The 15,164-nt window shown below is 56.6% G+C and carries 15 protein-coding genes; 8 read left to right on the top strand and 7 right to left on the bottom strand.

From position 1 onward, the window contains the following. Nucleotides 1-165: 165 nt before the first annotated feature. Nucleotides 166-687, bottom strand: a complete 522-nt coding sequence (locus hmeg3_RS14615) for a fimbrial protein (protein ID WP_094564365.1) — start codon at nt 685-687, stop codon at nt 166-168. A 667-nt stretch (nt 688-1,354) separates the two neighbouring features. On the opposite strand from hmeg3_RS14615, the gene hmeg3_RS14620 reads away from it, so the two are divergent. Then, nucleotides 1,355-1,879 (top strand): fimbrial protein, encoded by a 525-nt coding sequence (locus tag hmeg3_RS14620; RefSeq protein ID WP_094564366.1) that lies wholly within the window; start codon nt 1,355-1,357, stop codon nt 1,877-1,879. Between the two features lie 360 nt (nt 1,880-2,239). Here the strand turns inward: hmeg3_RS14620 and hmeg3_RS14625 are convergent, their stop codons facing one another. Continuing rightward, on the bottom strand, nt 2,240-3,463 hold the full coding sequence (locus hmeg3_RS14625) for a branched-chain amino acid ABC transporter substrate-binding protein (RefSeq protein WP_094564367.1): 1,224 nt from the start codon (nt 3,461-3,463) through the stop codon (nt 2,240-2,242). 197 nt (nt 3,464-3,660) lie between these two features. Here hmeg3_RS14625 and hmeg3_RS14630 point away from each other — a divergent pair, with 197 nt between their 5' ends. Beyond that, on the top strand, nt 3,661-4,083 hold the full coding sequence (locus tag hmeg3_RS14630; RefSeq protein WP_094564368.1) for a DUF1841 family protein: 423 nt from the start codon (nt 3,661-3,663) through the stop codon (nt 4,081-4,083). Between the two features lie 131 nt (nt 4,084-4,214). Here the strand turns inward: hmeg3_RS14630 and hmeg3_RS14635 are convergent, their stop codons facing one another. The 3 genes from hmeg3_RS14635 to hmeg3_RS14645 all read right to left on the bottom strand — a co-directional run bounded on the left by hmeg3_RS14635 (nt 4,215) and on the right by hmeg3_RS14645 (nt 7,268). Continuing rightward, complete coding sequence (locus hmeg3_RS14635; RefSeq protein WP_094564369.1) at nt 4,215-4,568, bottom strand: cytochrome c; 354 nt, start codon at nt 4,566-4,568, stop codon at nt 4,215-4,217. Nucleotides 4,569-4,580: 12 nt separating this feature from the next. Further along, nucleotides 4,581-4,895, bottom strand: coding sequence for a cytochrome c (locus hmeg3_RS14640; RefSeq protein ID WP_094564370.1), 315 nt, complete (start codon nt 4,893-4,895; stop codon nt 4,581-4,583). A 243-nt stretch (nt 4,896-5,138) separates the two neighbouring features. Next, nucleotides 5,139-7,268, bottom strand: a complete 2,130-nt coding sequence (locus hmeg3_RS14645; RefSeq protein WP_094564371.1) for a site-specific recombinase — start codon at nt 7,266-7,268, stop codon at nt 5,139-5,141. 177 nt (nt 7,269-7,445) lie between these two features. Between hmeg3_RS14645 and hmeg3_RS14650 the strand changes: the two genes are divergently transcribed. The 3 genes from hmeg3_RS14650 (at nt 7,446) to hmeg3_RS14660 (ending at nt 10,163) form a co-directional block, all read left to right on the top strand. Next, entirely contained in the window at nt 7,446-8,300 is an 855-nt protein-coding gene (locus hmeg3_RS14650) for a MoxR family ATPase (RefSeq protein WP_094564372.1), read from the top strand. A gap of 84 nt (nt 8,301-8,384) precedes the next feature. After that, a complete protein-coding gene (locus tag hmeg3_RS14655; RefSeq protein ID WP_094564373.1) occupies nt 8,385-8,972 on the top strand; it encodes a GNAT family N-acetyltransferase in 588 nt (195 codons plus the stop codon). A 21-nt stretch (nt 8,973-8,993) separates the two neighbouring features. After that, on the top strand, nt 8,994-10,163 hold the full coding sequence (locus hmeg3_RS14660) for a VWA domain-containing protein (protein ID WP_094564374.1): 1,170 nt from the start codon (nt 8,994-8,996) through the stop codon (nt 10,161-10,163). A 6-nt stretch (nt 10,164-10,169) separates the two neighbouring features. Here the strand turns inward: hmeg3_RS14660 and hmeg3_RS14665 are convergent, their stop codons facing one another. Next, nucleotides 10,170-10,367: a heavy-metal-associated domain-containing protein gene (locus hmeg3_RS14665; protein ID WP_198361707.1), complete on the bottom strand. Its 198-nt coding sequence runs from the start codon at nt 10,365-10,367 to the stop codon at nt 10,170-10,172. Nucleotides 10,368-10,553: 186 nt separating this feature from the next. Here hmeg3_RS14665 and hmeg3_RS14670 point away from each other — a divergent pair, with 186 nt between their 5' ends. From hmeg3_RS14670 to hmeg3_RS14680, 3 genes are read left to right on the top strand one after another with little or no spacing between them, the layout of a single operon-like run. Further along, nucleotides 10,554-13,049, top strand: a complete 2,496-nt coding sequence (locus hmeg3_RS14670) for a heavy metal translocating P-type ATPase (protein ID WP_094566365.1) — start codon at nt 10,554-10,556, stop codon at nt 13,047-13,049. Nucleotides 13,050-13,051: 2 nt separating this feature from the next. Continuing rightward, entirely contained in the window at nt 13,052-13,462 is a 411-nt protein-coding gene (gene cueR / locus hmeg3_RS14675; protein WP_094566366.1) for a Cu(I)-responsive transcriptional regulator, read from the top strand. A 46-nt stretch (nt 13,463-13,508) separates the two neighbouring features. After that, nucleotides 13,509-14,501: a Gfo/Idh/MocA family protein gene (locus tag hmeg3_RS14680; protein ID WP_094564375.1), complete on the top strand. Its 993-nt coding sequence runs from the start codon at nt 13,509-13,511 to the stop codon at nt 14,499-14,501. A gap of 71 nt (nt 14,502-14,572) precedes the next feature. Here hmeg3_RS14680 and cadR read toward each other — a convergent pair whose 3' ends face one another. Continuing rightward, nucleotides 14,573-15,025, bottom strand: coding sequence for a Cd(II)/Pb(II)-responsive transcriptional regulator (gene cadR / locus hmeg3_RS14685; protein ID WP_094564376.1), 453 nt, complete (start codon nt 15,023-15,025; stop codon nt 14,573-14,575). Nucleotides 15,026-15,164 lie beyond the last annotated feature (139 nt).

Here is a 15,164-nt window from a genome sequence, read left to right on the forward strand (position 1 = left end):
GTTTTCGCACAAGATGTCACGCATGTCTTGCGCAAACGGCCGAGCAATAGCGCTATCTCTGCAAATCTGTCCCGACTAACATCGCTCAAATTGCCCTTCCTCACCAAGGTATTTCCGCAGATTACGGAGATCGTAATCACGTTCTCAGTGGTACAGCCTAAACGATCATGGAAACTCGATGGAATACGTCACGCTGGTAGTGACGGTACCAGCGCCGACGGTGCCGGTAGCCACGTACTGCGCCATATAAGTCAGATTGGCATTGCCGCTGGAGATGGCAACAGAGGCGGCGCCCTGCGCGCCGGATGCCGCGCCGATTGAGATAGGCGTGTTATCTGTGTTCAGCAGGCCGATCTCCAGATTGGTTGCCGTGCCGTTGTTCTTCAGGCGGCGCGTGGCAAGGACGTTAGAACCAGTTTCAAAGAAAGCGCGCACATTACCGCTGTTCGGATTACAAGCAGTCAAGGCGATGGTGAAAGGCGTCGGAGTAGCCGTTTGTCCGGCGGAGGCCAGGGCAGAGGTCGAAACGGTTGGCAGCGTGACGGCGAGGTTAGGACTACCGCCGTTGATGGTGCAGGTTTGTGCCGTCACAGTGCCGTTGATGGTGATGGTGCCGTCGGAAGCGAAGGCAGCAGCAGGAGCCAGGGCAGCGATAGCCAGGAAGGAAGCGATGATCGATTTTTGCATGATGCTCTCCAGAAAAGTTAAGTAAGTGTCTGTCGTTGATTCGGTGTTTTGCTGCGCTTTTGTTCTCACCACAGGACAAATCTTACGGATTAACGATCTGTATAAATATAAGAAAACTCTCAAAAAACATCGATGTTGAAATCTCGCACAAAGAAGGTCTCCATCTGAATTTTTGCTGGAGGCGAGCACCTCGTTAAGCAAATATCGCTTGCCGGATGCTGCCGAAGCAATTTGTCTGGTGTGAAAAGCTCGGGAGAGCATGCCTCGCATGCAGCATGAAGACGGCTCTTTCTGTCTGAGCAATGAAATTATTCGAATGTGGCCGATATCTCGTGACACATTGCAATACGGCCTCAATACGATCCATACCGTCTAAAGGCATGGGCCAGGCAGCTCCTCCAACACGCCCCTCTTTCTTTCCCCGCCTCTCCTTCCCCGCCTCTCCTTTTCCGTAAAGCGCCGGCCACCTTTCTTTTGCAGGGTCAAACCATCTCTTTCTACTGAATAGTCATTCATTGAGTTCTTGGTCGTAACAGTTCTATGTTTTGAGAGTTTTCCTATATTTTCAGCGACCTTCGATCCGTAACATGTGTCCTGTGGTTGAGAACAAAACGCAGCAAAACACCGAATTCAAACAGACATCTATTTAAACTTTTCAGAGAACATCATGCAAAAATCGATCCTCAAAGCCCTGCTGACTATCGTTGCTCTGGCTCCACTGGCGTCCTTCGCTGCAGATGGCACGATCACTTTCAGCGGCAGCATCACTGCTCAAACCTGCACGATCAACGGTGGCACAGCAAACGTTGCGGTTACCCTGCCGAAGGTTTCCGCTGCTGCCCTGGCGGTTGCAGGCGCCAAGGCAGGTGCAACGCCTTTCACCATCGCCCTGACAGGCTGCACACCGGCCAGCGGCAACGTCCGCGCCTTCTTTGAAGTCGGTGCCAATGTCGACACCACGACCGGTCTTCTGAAGAACACCGGTACTGCAACGAATGTGCAGATCGGTCTGACAAATGTTGACGGCAGCAAGATCACAGTCGGTGCCGCATCCGGCGCGCAAGGCACCGCTTACGTGCCTATCTCCAGCGGTAACGCCAACCTGACTTACATGGCCCAATACGTAGCAACAGGTACTGCAATTGCTGGTACGGTCACCACCAGCGTGACTTACACCATCGAGTTTCAATAAGCAGACGGACTTATCTGCTAAAGATGGGTGCGAACAGAACGTGAACGAAGGAATTACAGAGAATGACGGAAAGCCGGGCGCTCAAGATCCCATGCCCGCGATATCGAGTCGGAATGAATGATATGCATGTATGTGTCGGAGAAATTAACGTATCACAGTGAAAATCACTCGCATAAAGAATAATCAATATGAGTTCACTGCATTACCGGCAGGCAAGGGACGAAGAAATAAAAAAGCAACAGTCCTCACCAACTCTAGTGTGCACTGCAGATTGTCGGGATCAAAGATACGGTCGTTAGCTATATTTTCGAAGAGTGCGAAGATCGCAAGCACAATCCAAGCGTTATTGATCGCCCCGACCTAGTTCACGCTGCCTGAAATGACTTTGCGCACCACCCAACTCTGATCCTGCACTTCGTAGATGGTAAAAGTGGGATTGATAAGATCTCCTTCGTGGTTAAACGAAATCGGCCCTGTCATCCCGACAAAGCGAATGTCGTGCAGCACCTCCGCCACCTTCTTCGGATCGACCGAGTTGGCTTGACGCATGGCGGCAATCAATACCTGGGCGGCATCGTAAGCAAACGGTGCGTACAGGTCGATATTGCTGTCGAATTTCTGCATGTAATTTTTTTCAAAGGTCTTCCAACCTGGCATCTTGTCCATCGGCAGCCCCGGCTCCACCACGATACTGCCATTGCCGTCCGCTCCTGCGGCTCGCAGAAACGGCAGGCCGACAGTGCCGCTGGCGCCGATAAAACGCATCTGCAGTTTGCGTCGTTTGATGGCGCGTGCCAGTGTCGAGGCTTGCATATCCAGGCCACCGAACAGCACTGCGTCAGGACGCAACTTCTCCGCATCCACCAGCACGGGATTAAAATCCGAGGTCTTGTCGCTGACCGTATGCGTGCCCACGATCTGTGCTCCGTGCTCTTTGGCTGTACGACTGAATTGCTCAACGAAACCGCGCCCGAACGGCGTACCGTCGTCGACCACCAGAATGCGCCTGGTTTGCAAAACCCTTACGGCATAGTCGGCGGTATAGCTGCCAGCGCTGCTGTTGTTGCCGATGGTGCGAAAGGTCGCGCGATTGCCTTGCTGGGTGTACAGCGTACTCATCGTCGCCGGCGATATCTGGATCACCCCGGCAGCGTTGTAGATGGGTGCCGCCGCGAGACTGGCGGCACTGTTCCAATGTCCTATCACGCCGACCACGCCGGTTTTGGAGAGATAACGGGCGACGAATTCCGCCGTACGAGGGTTAGTACGGTCATCCTGTAGCAGCAATTGCAACTGAATAGACTTGCCCTGGATCTGCAAGCCACGCTTGTTGGCTTCATCCACGGCCATTTGGGCGGCGTTGGCCATACTTTTGCCGACGCCGGACGACATACCGCTCAGCGGCCCGGCGTAACCGATAAGTACGGTCTGCGTCTCCTTGCCGGCTTTTTCTGTTCTTTCAGCTCTTTCTGCTTTGTCTGTTCTCAGCGAAGCAAACGTGTCCGGACTCGCCGCAAGGCAAAGTGCACACACCAGCGAGACAAGCTGCGAAGGCAGACTCCACGTGCAAAACCGGTACTTCATGATCGGCGTCCCTTTCCGCAATGTGGCGATGTGTCCTCGCCATCTGTACTCATATTACCCGACGACAACTCAAGCCTGCGCATTTTGGTGCAATGGAGTGTGATGGCCCGAGGAAGTCCCTGCATCCCGACCCTGCGACGGGAAGACTTCGGTGATAAGACGTACAATGATGGCTTTATGCCGTCCTCGCAGCCGCAATGTTCAACCCAAGCCAGCACGATGTGCGCCGCTTCTTTTGTGAAGCGTTCCGCAAACATCGCGAAAATCAAATCCTGACCCCGCTCGAAGCCATCGCCCGCGACTGGATCATCCAACATCCCGAGTACGACGACGAACTGATCGATGTCGAGCGTGCGCTGGAAGCCGACTATTCAGTCGAGCAAGGCCAGACCAACCCCTTCCTGCATTTGTCGATGCATCTGTCGATCAGCGAGCAGATTTCCATCGATCAGCCGCCGGGCATCCGCAAAGCTTTCCAGGCCTTGGCACAGCGCAAGGGGTCCGAACACGAAGCACAGCACGAAATCATGGAATGCCTGGGCGAAGTCATCTGGAACTCCCAGCGCAGCGGCTTACCGCCTGACAGCGCCGCCTATATCGAAAGCATCCGGCGCCGTTAAACTTGCAGTCTGCGCCCTGCAGATGACACGCAAATGACGCGCCCATGAAAAAAGCCACGGCATACCGTGGCTTTTATTTCAGATCGGAGAAGTTGACGACATCAATGACGCCGACTTCGCCAACTTGCCTTTTACTTCTCCAGCACCAGCGAACCGGGCAGGCTATGCAGATAGGCTGCGATGTCCTGGATATCCTTGTCGGTCAGCGCCTTGGCCTGGCCCGACATGATGGCGTTGGTGCGGCCATTCATGCCGTCGTTGCCGCGGCGATAAGCTACCAGCGCATGTTGCAGATAGTCCTGATGCTGGCCGGCCAGCTTCGGATAGGACGGGTCGATCGGCGAGTTGAAATCCTTGCCGTGGCAGGACGCGCAGTTGTACTTCTCAGTCAGCAGCTTGCCGGATTCAGCATTACCGGCAGCCATCGCGCTCAAGGAAACAACGAAAGAAGCGGCGAAAACCGCCGAAGTCATGATCTTTTTCATCTCGTGCTTCCCTTATTTTTGCTGTGAGTAGTAAGCAGCCAGCTCAGCGATATCCTTGTCGGACAAGCTGGCGGCAATACCCTGCATGGACGGATGCTTACGCTCGCCTTTTTGATAGGCTTTCAGCGCGTTTTCGATATATTTTGCGGATTGGCCGCCCAGCATGGGGACCTGATAGACCTCAGGGAAAGTCGCTTTATAACCTGGAATGCCGTGGCAACCGATGCACATCGACACATTGACCTTGCCGGTGTTGCCTGCAAGATCGACGGCCGAGGCCGCGCTGGCAACACCCGCGAATGCGAGCAGTACGAATAGTTTTTTCATATTGGCAGGGGTAAATAAAATCAAACTAAGGCACAAACTAAGTCGAAAACGACACTGTTCGAAGCTGGTCCCACAGGTTTGGCTATACATTATTGGCTCAACCATTTCGGCTTAAGCATTCTCGCCCGTCCCCTGCGATGCCAAAAAACCGGTTGATTTTACCCCAACAGCGCCCTGAGTCAAACTGTCAGGGCGCTCCAAATTACAACATCCTCCCGCTTACGATTCTCTTATTGCAGTGCTTCAGCGCTCTTCTTCCGTTTCCGATTCGCTGGGAACAGGCTTGGCAGAAGCCGTCGCGGCTTTTTCAGGGAAGAAAAAACTCAACGGCGAAGCCGTAAATCGTCGCAGCACAGCACGAAAAACGACACGTCGTATCCTCGCAGGAATATCACGTGCACGCAACGCCAACGCCATGGCACTGGCAAACGCCACGCCGACGTTGAGGACGCCGATCAATACGATACCGCTGACAGCCAGCCAAAAAGGCGGCGTCGACACGACGCTCCAGCCCAGGCTTGCGGACGCAGCCACCAGCGTACCGGTCGCCAGCGTGACATGGCGAACATCGAGCGGCAACCCGAAAAACTGTGCCACGACCGGCGTCATCCCCAGCAAAACACCCAAGGAGACGTTCCCGGCAATGGTTGCCACGTGACGCTCCAGCCACGCCGCCCAGCGCGCCGCGCGGGTCGGGCCCAGCGCATGAACCAGCCGGCGCTGATGCGCCAGCGCCTCACGCAGACGACGCAAGGCGAACCAATTGTCGGCAAACCCTGCCACCAGACTGGACAGCCACAGCAAAATCCCCGTGAACGCCGCATACAAGGGCGTAGGACCAATCAGCGACAGATCGTGCATGGCACGAGCCGCCTTGTCCGGATTCATCAATGCCGTACCCGACGCCAGCATGAACCCGGCGGTGATCAGCAGCATGGTCGGGATCACGGCCGTCAGATTGCCGAAAATCGCCGCCGCCTGCGAACGCAGCAGCATCGCCGTCTCACCCAGCAAGGCACGCAGGCCGTCGACCGTATCCAGTTCTCCCATCTTGGCCGCCAGCGCCGGTGCGGTCACTGCCGGCTGTTTGGTCGCCAGCACGCCACCAATGGCGGCAATCACGAGGAAACTGATCGCGTAGTTGATTGAAGCAAATGCGCCTTCAAAGAAATTCGCCAGCCCCAGCTTGCCCAACGCAATTTTCATCAGCACGGTAAAGGCTGTGACGACACCACCCAGGCAGGCGGCTTTGACCATCGCGCGATAACCGGAGCGATCGCGCGCAATGTAATGTTCGCCATGATCAGCGCTGCGCTCAACCATCTTGCGCGCCAAGAGCGCAAAACTGCGGCGCACCAGGCTGCGCACCGATGAGCGGCTGTGATGCGCGGCAATCAGATCGGCCAGCAGCAGTTGCACGCGACCGGTACTGCCGCCCGCTCCCGGGCCGGGCTCGCGCCACGTCGCCGAGCGCACATCGATCAATCGCCCCATGCGCGTAAGCTGTGCACGCATGCGTTCAATACGGTAGACCAGGCTTACGGATACACCGTATTCGTCCAGATGCGCGTAGATACGGTCGGTCTGCGCCTGGCATACGGCGATCAGCATGCGCGCGCTGCGCAATGCGCCTTCATCATTCGGACTGGCGCGCAGATAGGCTTCCATCTCACGCCGCAAGGCCATGAACGGCGTTGCCTGCAAAGGCATCTTCGGCTCCAGCCGTTGGCGAAACGCCGGACTGATGCCGTCAGCAACCACCACGGTGGTCAGGTAGGTCAAGGCTTCTTCGATCTGCTGCCAGTAGGCGTGAGAGATGCCGTCGTCGGCAGCCAGCTTCCAGAGACGCTCTTGCTGATCCTGATCGAGTTCAAGCAGCCATTCGGCATCTTCCGGATCAGGAAACATGGCCGCAAACAAAGTCGGCAATTCGCTCGGCGACAAGTGGCGCGGCAGCACCATCTTGAAGGCCCTCTCCGTCAGCTCACTAAAAAATGCCGATTCGTGCGGCAGCCCCGTGACCGAAAACAGCTCCGGCCCGCTCGCCTCACGCAAAGTCTTTTGCAGGCAATTCTGCACCAGCCGGCGCACGTCGCGATGCTCATCCAGCCAGTCGAGCATGGCGCGCACGCGCTGATGCCTGACGCGGCGACGCCCTTCCGCATCGAGCAGCGAAACTTTCGGCTGATGGCGCAGCCATTCGGCGACGTCGATCATCCAGTTGGCGCGGTCGTGCCAGACGGCGTCGATGTCCGCCCGCCGCATCAGTACTTCCAGCTGCGGCGCATAATCAATGTGATGTTCATAACGCGCTTGCTGACCATGGCGAAAACGTCGCCAGATCACGCGCATTTTAAGAAAAAGAAACTTCATGCCTCACTCTGTTTTTATGAGGGGAAAGGATCCCGGCTTACCTGTCAGGCAAGCCAGAACCTCGTAACTACAGCACTTGGGGATGAAAAGCGTGAATTCAATCGAATAACGGGGAAAATAGCCCTGAATCTTTTTACCTTATACTCGGATTTATTTTCGTCCTGATGACATCCTGCCATGCGACAAGAAACTCGTTTTGAAGGTTCCTCCAGTTACGTAGCCACCGACGACCTGAAACTGGCCGTCAACGCCGCGCTGACCCTGCAACGCCCACTGTTGATCAAAGGCGAGCCCGGCACCGGCAAGACCATGCTGGCCGAAGAAGTTGCTGCGGCACTCAACCGTCCGCTGCTGCAATGGCACATTAAATCCACCACCAAGGCACAGCAGGGTTTATACGAGTACGACGCCGTATCGCGGTTGCGGGACTCTCAGCTTGGCGACGAACGCGTCAAGGACATCCACAACTACATCGTCAAGGGCGTGCTGTGGCAAGCCTTTACCGCGGACGAGCCGCAGGTCCTGCTGATCGATGAGATCGACAAAGCCGACATCGAATTCCCCAACGACTTGTTGCGCGAAATCGACAGGATGGAATTCTACGTCTACGAAACGCGCGAGATGGTGCGCGCAAAGCACCGGCCGCTGGTCATCATCACCTCGAACAACGAGAAGGAATTGCCCGACGCTTTCCTGCGCCGCTGCTTCTTCCACTACATCAAGTTTCCTGACAAGGACACGATGCAGCAAATCGTCGACGTGCACTTCCCGGATCTCAAACGCGATCTGCTGGCGCAGGCCCTGCAGACCTTCTACGAAGTACGCGATATTCCCGGGCTGAAGAAAAAACCGTCGACGTCGGAACTGATCGACTGGCTCAAGCTGTTGCTGGCCGAAGATATTCCGGCAGAAACCTTGCACAGCAAGGATGGCAAGGCAGCCATTCCGCCGTTGCATGGCGCATTGCTGAAGAATGAACAGGACGTGCACCTGTTCGAGCGCCTGGTGTTCATGTCGCGCAACAATCGATAGGCAACCACGCAATCAGAAAACAAGAAATCGAGAAGAAGCAGATAAATCGTCATCAACTATCGTCGCCACCCCAGGGAGTCCACCATGCAGTTCTTGCACCCTATTACGCTCAAAGGCCAGTACGCCACGCTTGAACCGCTGTCGCTCGACCATCACGATGCGCTGATCGCTGCGGTATCGGACGGCAAGCTGTGGAAGCTCTGGTATACCTCGATTCCCAAGCCGGAAAACATGCGTGCCGAAATCGAACGCCGCCTCAAGCTGCAAGAGCAAGGCTCCATGCTGCCGTTCGTCACACGGCGCCATGACACCGGCGGATTGTGCGGCATGACGACTTACATGAACGCGGACCCGATACATCGCCGCGTCGAGATCGGCTCAACCTGGACTGCCGCCAGCGCCCAGCGTACGGGCATCAACACCGAGTGCAAGCTGATGCTGATGACCCACGCCTTCGAAACATTGCATTGCATCGCCGTGGAGTTCCGCACGCATTGGCTGAACCAGCAATCGCGTACAGCCATCCTGCGGCTCGGCGCGAAACAGGACGGCATCCTGCGCAATCATCAGCGCGCACCCGACGGCTCGCTGCGCGACACGGTGGTATTTTCGGTTATCGAATCCGAATGGCCTGCGGTCAAACGCCATCTGCAGTTCAAGCTTGGACATTGATTCAGATTTAATTCTTTTCTTATGCTGATCGACTTCTTTTTTACGCTCAAAGACGCACGGATTCCGGTCTCCATCAAGGAGTTCCTGATCCTGCTTGAGGCCATGCAAAAGAACGTCATCTCGCCGGCTATCGATGACTTCTACTATCTCTCGCGCATCACGCTGGTCAAAGACGAAGCCAATTACGACAAATTCGATAAAGCCTTTGGCAGCTACTTCAAAGGCATAGAAACCATCTTCGAAAAGAATCCCGAGATCCCGCTCGACTGGCTGATGAAACGCATGCAGCGCGAACTCACGCCGGAACAAAAAGCGGCACTGGAAAAGTTCGGCTATGACAAGCTGATGGATCGGCTCAAGGAGTTGCTCAAGGAGCAGCACGAGCGTCACGAAGGCGGCAACAAGTGGATCGGCACGGGAGGCAGCTCGCCGTTCGGCAACAGTGGCTACAACCCGGAGGGTATCCGTATCGGCGGCGAGAGCAAGAACCGCAGCGCCGTGAAGGTGTGGGACGAACGAACCTACAAGGATTACGACAGCGAGCGTGAGCTCGGCACACGCAACATCAAGGTCGCACTGCGCCGCCTGCGCAAGTTTGCACGCGATGGCGCCGAGGAAGAGCTGGCGCTGGACGACACCATTCGCGCCACGGCCAACAATGCCGGTTACCTCGACATCAAGATGCAGCCGGAGCGGCGCAATAACATCAAGGTGATGATGCTGTTCGACGTCGGCGGTTCGATGGATGACCACATCGCGCGTACCGAAGAACTGTTCTCCGCCGCCAAGACCGAATTCAAGAACATGGAGTTCTTCTACTTCCACAACTGCGTGTACGACTACGTGTGGAAGAACAATCGCCGCCGCCATGCAGAACGTTTCCCAACCTGGGATCTGCTGCACAAGTACTCAGCAGACACCAAACTGATCTTCGTCGGCGACGCGACCATGAGCCCCTACGAAATCGTCCAGCCCGGCGGCTCAGTTGAATACAACAACGCCGAGGCCGGTGCAGTCTGGCTGCAGCGCTTCACGAGCACCTTCAGCAATTTCGCCTGGCTCAATCCGGAACCCGAAGGCTTGTGGCAATACCGGCAATCGATCGCCATCATCCAGCAATTGATGAGTCAGCGCATGTTTCCGCTGACCATCGATGGGCTGGAACGCGCGATGCGATTGCTCAGCAAATAGCCAAGCTTATGCAGCTACCGGCGTGTAGCCGGCCTCTTTGATAGCCTCGGCAAATTCCGCCGCTGCCACGCCACTGTCGATATTGACCCGCTTCTCGGCCACCTGAACGTCAACCTTGGCGTTGGCGTCCACTTCCTTCACGGCACGGGTAATAGCGCTCGCACAGTGATTGCAGGTCATATCCTGAACGTTGAATGTCAGCATGATTTTTTCCTTTTTCAGTTGATGGGGATTGATGCAAATCAATGGAGCCAGCTTAAACCTTCCCATACGGGCAAGGTCAAGCGCACATTCTCAACAATCGTGTCAAAATAGATCTTGACCTTACCATGATGGGAAGGATCATGCTGAGTCCATGATCAAACCGTCAATGAGACCATCATGTCCACTATGCCTGCTTCCATTGCGTCACCCCGTTTGCAAGAACTGACCCTCGCCATCGAAGGCATGACCTGCGCCTCTTGCGTCGGCCGAGTGGAAAAAGCCTTGCGCGCCGTACCCGCGGTGAGTGACGTCAGCGTCAATCTGGCGACTGAACTTGCCACCATACAAGCTGAATCCGGTGTCCACGCGGATCAACTGATCGCCGCCGTCCACAAGGCCGGCTACGACGTCAAACAAGAGGAGATCACACTCGACATCACCGGCATGAGCTGCGCTTCATGCGTTGGCCGTGTCGAGAAAGCACTGCATAAGATTCCCGGCGTCAGCGAGGTTTCCGTCAATCTCGCCAGCGAAAAGGCGACGCTGACCACCACCAGCGCCGTGTCCGTCGATACCTTGATCGCCGCCGTCGAACGCGCCGGCTACAACGCTGCGCTGCCGTCCATCGCGCAAACGGAACCTGCACGCCCTGCTTTGCCGACTTGGTGGCCGGTCGCGGTTGCAGCGGCATTGACCGCACCGCTGATGCTGCCGATGCTGTTGATGCCCTTCGGCATCGAGTGGCAATTGCCCGGCGTCTGGCAACTACTGCTGGCAACGCCGGTGCAGTTCTGGCTGGGCGCACGTTTTTATCGCGCCGGCTGGCGCGCCGTCAAAGCCTATACCGGCAACATGGATCTGCTGGTGGCGCTCGGCACCAGCGCCGCTTATGGCTTGTCGCTATATCAGTTGTTCAATCAATTTATGTACACCCACGGCGGGCATCATGTGTCGCACTTTTACTTCGAAGCATCGGCGGCCGTGATCACGCTGGTGTTGCTCGGCAAATGGCTGGAAACGCGCGCCAAGCGCCAGACCGCTGACGCCATCCGCGCACTCAATGCATTGCGTCCCGACAAAGCGACGGTACGACGCGACGGCGTCGACAGCGAAGTTGCCCTGTCCTCCATCCGCATCGGCGACCAGGTCGTTGTGCGCCCCGGTGAACGCGTAGCTGTTGACGGTCTCGTGCAAGAAGGTCTCAGCCATCTCGATGAGTCCATGCTCACCGGTGAAAGCCTGCCCATGGAAAAACAGCCAGGCGACAAAGTCACTGCCGGCGCCATCAACGGTGACGGCCTGTTGTTGGTCAGCACCACCGCGATCGGCGCTGAAACAGTCCTGGCGCGCATCATCCGCATGGTTGAGCATGCGCAAGCCGCCAAAGCCCCGATCCAGCGTCTGGTCGATCAGGTCAGTGCCGTGTTTGTTCCCGTGGTACTGGTATTGGCGCTGCTGACGCTGATCGGCTGGGGCCTCATCGGCGGCAATTGGGAACAAGCGCAGCTCAATGCGGTGGCGGTACTCGTGATCGCGTGCCCGTGTGCGCTCGGCCTGGCGACACCGACTGCGATCATGGCCGGTACCGGCGTGGCGGCGCGCTACGGCATTCTGATCAAGGACGCGGAAGCACTCGAAATCGCCCATCGCATCGGCGTTGTCGCCTTCGACAAGACCGGCACGCTGACCGAAGGCAAACCTGTGCTGGCAGCGCTGCAGGCGATTGACCACGATGACGACAAGTTGCTCGGCATTGCCGCCGCCTTGCAACGCCACAGCGAACATCCACTTGCGCATGCCGTCATGGACGCCGCTCGTAACAAAAACATTACCCCGAGCGATGCCGGCGACAGCAAGGCCGTGCCAGGACGCGGTACGCAAGCGCTGATCGGTGGTCATCTGACCTATCTTGGCAGTGCGCGCTGGATGCAGGAACTCGGTGCGACACCCGATGGCCAACCAGAACTCAATGCGGTGGCAAAACAATTGGAACAGCAAGGCCGCACCATCTCGTGGCTGGCGCAAGCCAACCCACATGACACACACGGCAGCGTAGCGCTGCTGGGCCTGCTGGCCTTCGGAGACACCATCAAGAGTAACGCGCGACAAGCCATTGAGCGCCTGCATCACTTGCACATCCGCACCGTCATGCTGAGCGGCGACAACCAAGGCGCTGCGGCGCATGTGGCGCGGGAACTCGGTCTCGACGACTTCCGCGCCAACGTCTTGCCGGCGGACAAAGCGCAAGCCATTACTGACTTACGCCAAAACAATCACGGCGACCAGCATGGCCAACGCATTGCCATGGTCGGTGACGGCATCAACGATGCACCGGCGCTGGCGGCAGCCGATGTCGGTATTGCCATGTCCACCGGTACCGACGTCGCCATGCAGGCGGCCGGCATTACGCTCATGCGTGGTGATCCGGCGCTGGTGGCCGATGCCATCGACATCTCTCGCCGCACCTATAACAAAATCCGCCAGAATCTGTTTTGGGCCTTCATTTACAACATCGTCGGCATTCCGCTGGCGGCATTCGGTTTGTTGAACCCGATGATCGCCGGTGCAGCAATGGCGATATCGAGCGTCAGTGTCGTAAGCAATGCCCTGCTGCTGAAACGCTGGCAGCCACAAGATACAAAAGCCCGCGAAAAACAGAACCGCAAAGGAGAATCCGCATGAGCATGAACATCGGTGATGCCGCACAAGCCTCAGGCGTATCGGCAAAAATGATTCGTCATTATGAAGAGATCGGTCTGGTGCCCAAGGTGGCGCGCACCGACGCCGGATATCGTATTTATAGTGAGCGCGATGTGCATCTGTTGCGTTTTATCCGGCAAGCCCGGGTGCTCGGCTTTTCGATGAAACAGATTGCCGATCTGATGGGACTATGGCTGGATCAATCGCGCCCGAGCCGCAAGGTCAAGCAGCTGGCGAATGAGCATATTGCCGAGCTGGACGCAAAGATCCATGAATTGCAGGCGATGAAGTCGACGCTGCAACATCTTGCGCATGATTGCCATGGAGACAACCGTCCGGACTGCCCGATACTTGACGCACTTGGCGCAGAGCTTCCCAGCGCGCACGCGACGTGATGTAATGAGGTAATCAGTCTCGGTAACAAAACAAGAATCGATCATCATGATAAAAACCGATCTTCCCGAAATCATCCGCTGGGGCATCATCGGCTGCGGCGACGTCACCGAACGCAAGAGCGGCCCGGCCTATCAAAAGACACCCGGATTCGCGCTGCATGCGGTCATGCGCCGCGATGCAGACAAAGCAGCTGACTATGCGCAGCGTCACGGCGTCGCCAGGCACTATAGCGATGCAGATGCACTGATCGCAGATCCGGACATCGATGCCATCTACATCGCGACACCGCCCGACACGCACCTGCATTACGCACTCAAAGTCGCGGCGGCAAACAAGTCCTGCTGCATCGAAAAGCCGATGGCGCCACGTTACGACGACTGCCTGACGATCTGCGCCGCTTTCGAAACACTGAACCTTCCCTTGTTCGTCGCCTACTACCGGCGTTCATTACCGCGCTTTGCGCAGATCAAGAGCTGGATCAACGAAGGCAAGATAGGAACCCCACGACACGTCAGTTGGCAATTCAGCCGCACGCCTTCGCTTACCGACCTGGGTCGCGAGGCTAACTGGCGCACCGATGCCAGGATTGCGCCGGGAGGTTACTTCGACGATTTGGCCAGTCACGGACTGAATCTGTTTGCGCATTATTTTGGCGACATGCTGGAAGCATCAGGCTCCAGCACCAATCAACAAGGACTGTATTCCGCCAAAGACGCAGTGAGCGCGAGCTGGCTGCATGCTTCCGGCGTGACCGGCAGCGGCAGCTGGAATTTTGGCAGCTTCGAGCGCGTTGACCATGTTGAAATCACCGGCAGCGAAGGCAAGATTGTTTTTTCGATTTTTGGCGATGTACCACTGACACTGACCAATGCCGGCGGCACGCAGCTAGTGGATATTGCGCATCCGGAAAACATCCAGCTCTACCACGTACGCAAGATGCACGAGCATTTACGCGGCACCGGCAAGCATCCTTCGACAGGGCGCGCGGCAGCACATACGAGCTGGGCAATGGACAGCATTTTGGGCAATCTCGTCTGACTGTTTCTGCGTTCGGAGCATGACGACACGTCGATGCTCCGAACGGTTTCCATCAAATGCGGTTCGTCGGTCTAATGACAGCCGCTACCGTGACTGCCCAGATTGACCGGTTTACTGTCGTCACTCATATTGGCAAGCCCCTGCAAGATGCCGCAATCCTTGACCGCCTGCGCGCTGTCGCATTGCGCGCGCAAACTCTTCAATTGCGTTTGCAATTTCTTCAACTCACTGATGCGTTGAGCGACGTGGCCGATATGCTTGTCCAGCAAGGCATTGACCTCGCCACAGTTGTCTTCCGGCGCATCGCGGAATTGCAACAGACTGCGCACTTCATCGAGCGTCATATCAAGCGAGCGGCAGTGGCGAATGAATTGCAGGCGTTCGACATGGCCATCGCCATACAAGCGGTAATTGCCTTGCGACCGCGTCGGTTGCGGCAACAAGGCCTCACGCTCGTAATAACGGATAGTTTCCACCGGACAATCGGTGCGTGCCGCCAGTTCACCTATCTTCAGGTTGTCCATCGAGAGCTCCTTTGTCTTTGCATAACCGCCCTGCAAGCAGGGTCATTAAAGGCTTGACCCTGTAGTTGGTTTAGGGTTTTTAATATACAGCAAGCCTAGGGCCTGCTATCAAGTAATTTGCGAATGCGAACGCGCGGCA

It is taken from the genome of Herbaspirillum sp. meg3, from assembly GCF_002257565.1.
Lineage (GTDB): Bacteria > Pseudomonadota > Gammaproteobacteria > Burkholderiales > Burkholderiaceae_D > Herbaspirillum.

What these genes read in the sequence shown, in the direction of transcription:
- cadR (WP_094564376.1), bottom strand. Translation starts at nt 15,025, where the DNA reads ATGGACAACCTGAAGATAGGTGAACTGGCGGCACGCACCGATTGTCCG.
- hmeg3_RS14640 (WP_094564370.1), bottom strand. Translation starts at nt 4,895, where the DNA reads ATGAAAAAACTATTCGTACTGCTCGCATTCGCGGGTGTTGCCAGCGCG.
- hmeg3_RS14615 (WP_094564365.1), bottom strand. Translation starts at nt 687, where the DNA reads ATGCAAAAATCGATCATCGCTTCCTTCCTGGCTATCGCTGCCCTGGCT.
- hmeg3_RS14630 (WP_094564368.1), top strand. Translation starts at nt 3,661, where the DNA reads ATGTTCAACCCAAGCCAGCACGATGTGCGCCGCTTCTTTTGTGAAGCG.
- hmeg3_RS14635 (WP_094564369.1), bottom strand. Translation starts at nt 4,568, where the DNA reads ATGAAAAAGATCATGACTTCGGCGGTTTTCGCCGCTTCTTTCGTTGTT.
- cueR (WP_094566366.1), top strand. Translation starts at nt 13,052, where the DNA reads ATGAACATCGGTGATGCCGCACAAGCCTCAGGCGTATCGGCAAAAATG.
- hmeg3_RS14650 (WP_094564372.1), top strand. Translation starts at nt 7,446, where the DNA reads ATGCGACAAGAAACTCGTTTTGAAGGTTCCTCCAGTTACGTAGCCACC.
- hmeg3_RS14660 (WP_094564374.1), top strand. Translation starts at nt 8,994, where the DNA reads ATGCTGATCGACTTCTTTTTTACGCTCAAAGACGCACGGATTCCGGTC.
- hmeg3_RS14680 (WP_094564375.1), top strand. Translation starts at nt 13,509, where the DNA reads ATGATAAAAACCGATCTTCCCGAAATCATCCGCTGGGGCATCATCGGC.
- hmeg3_RS14645 (WP_094564371.1), bottom strand. Translation starts at nt 7,268, where the DNA reads ATGAAGTTTCTTTTTCTTAAAATGCGCGTGATCTGGCGACGTTTTCGC.
- hmeg3_RS14665 (WP_198361707.1), bottom strand. Translation starts at nt 10,367, where the DNA reads ATGCTGACATTCAACGTTCAGGATATGACCTGCAATCACTGTGCGAGC.
- hmeg3_RS14670 (WP_094566365.1), top strand. Translation starts at nt 10,554, where the DNA reads ATGCCTGCTTCCATTGCGTCACCCCGTTTGCAAGAACTGACCCTCGCC.
- hmeg3_RS14625 (WP_094564367.1), bottom strand. Translation starts at nt 3,463, where the DNA reads ATGAAGTACCGGTTTTGCACGTGGAGTCTGCCTTCGCAGCTTGTCTCG.
- hmeg3_RS14620 (WP_094564366.1), top strand. Translation starts at nt 1,355, where the DNA reads ATGCAAAAATCGATCCTCAAAGCCCTGCTGACTATCGTTGCTCTGGCT.
- hmeg3_RS14655 (WP_094564373.1), top strand. Translation starts at nt 8,385, where the DNA reads ATGCAGTTCTTGCACCCTATTACGCTCAAAGGCCAGTACGCCACGCTT.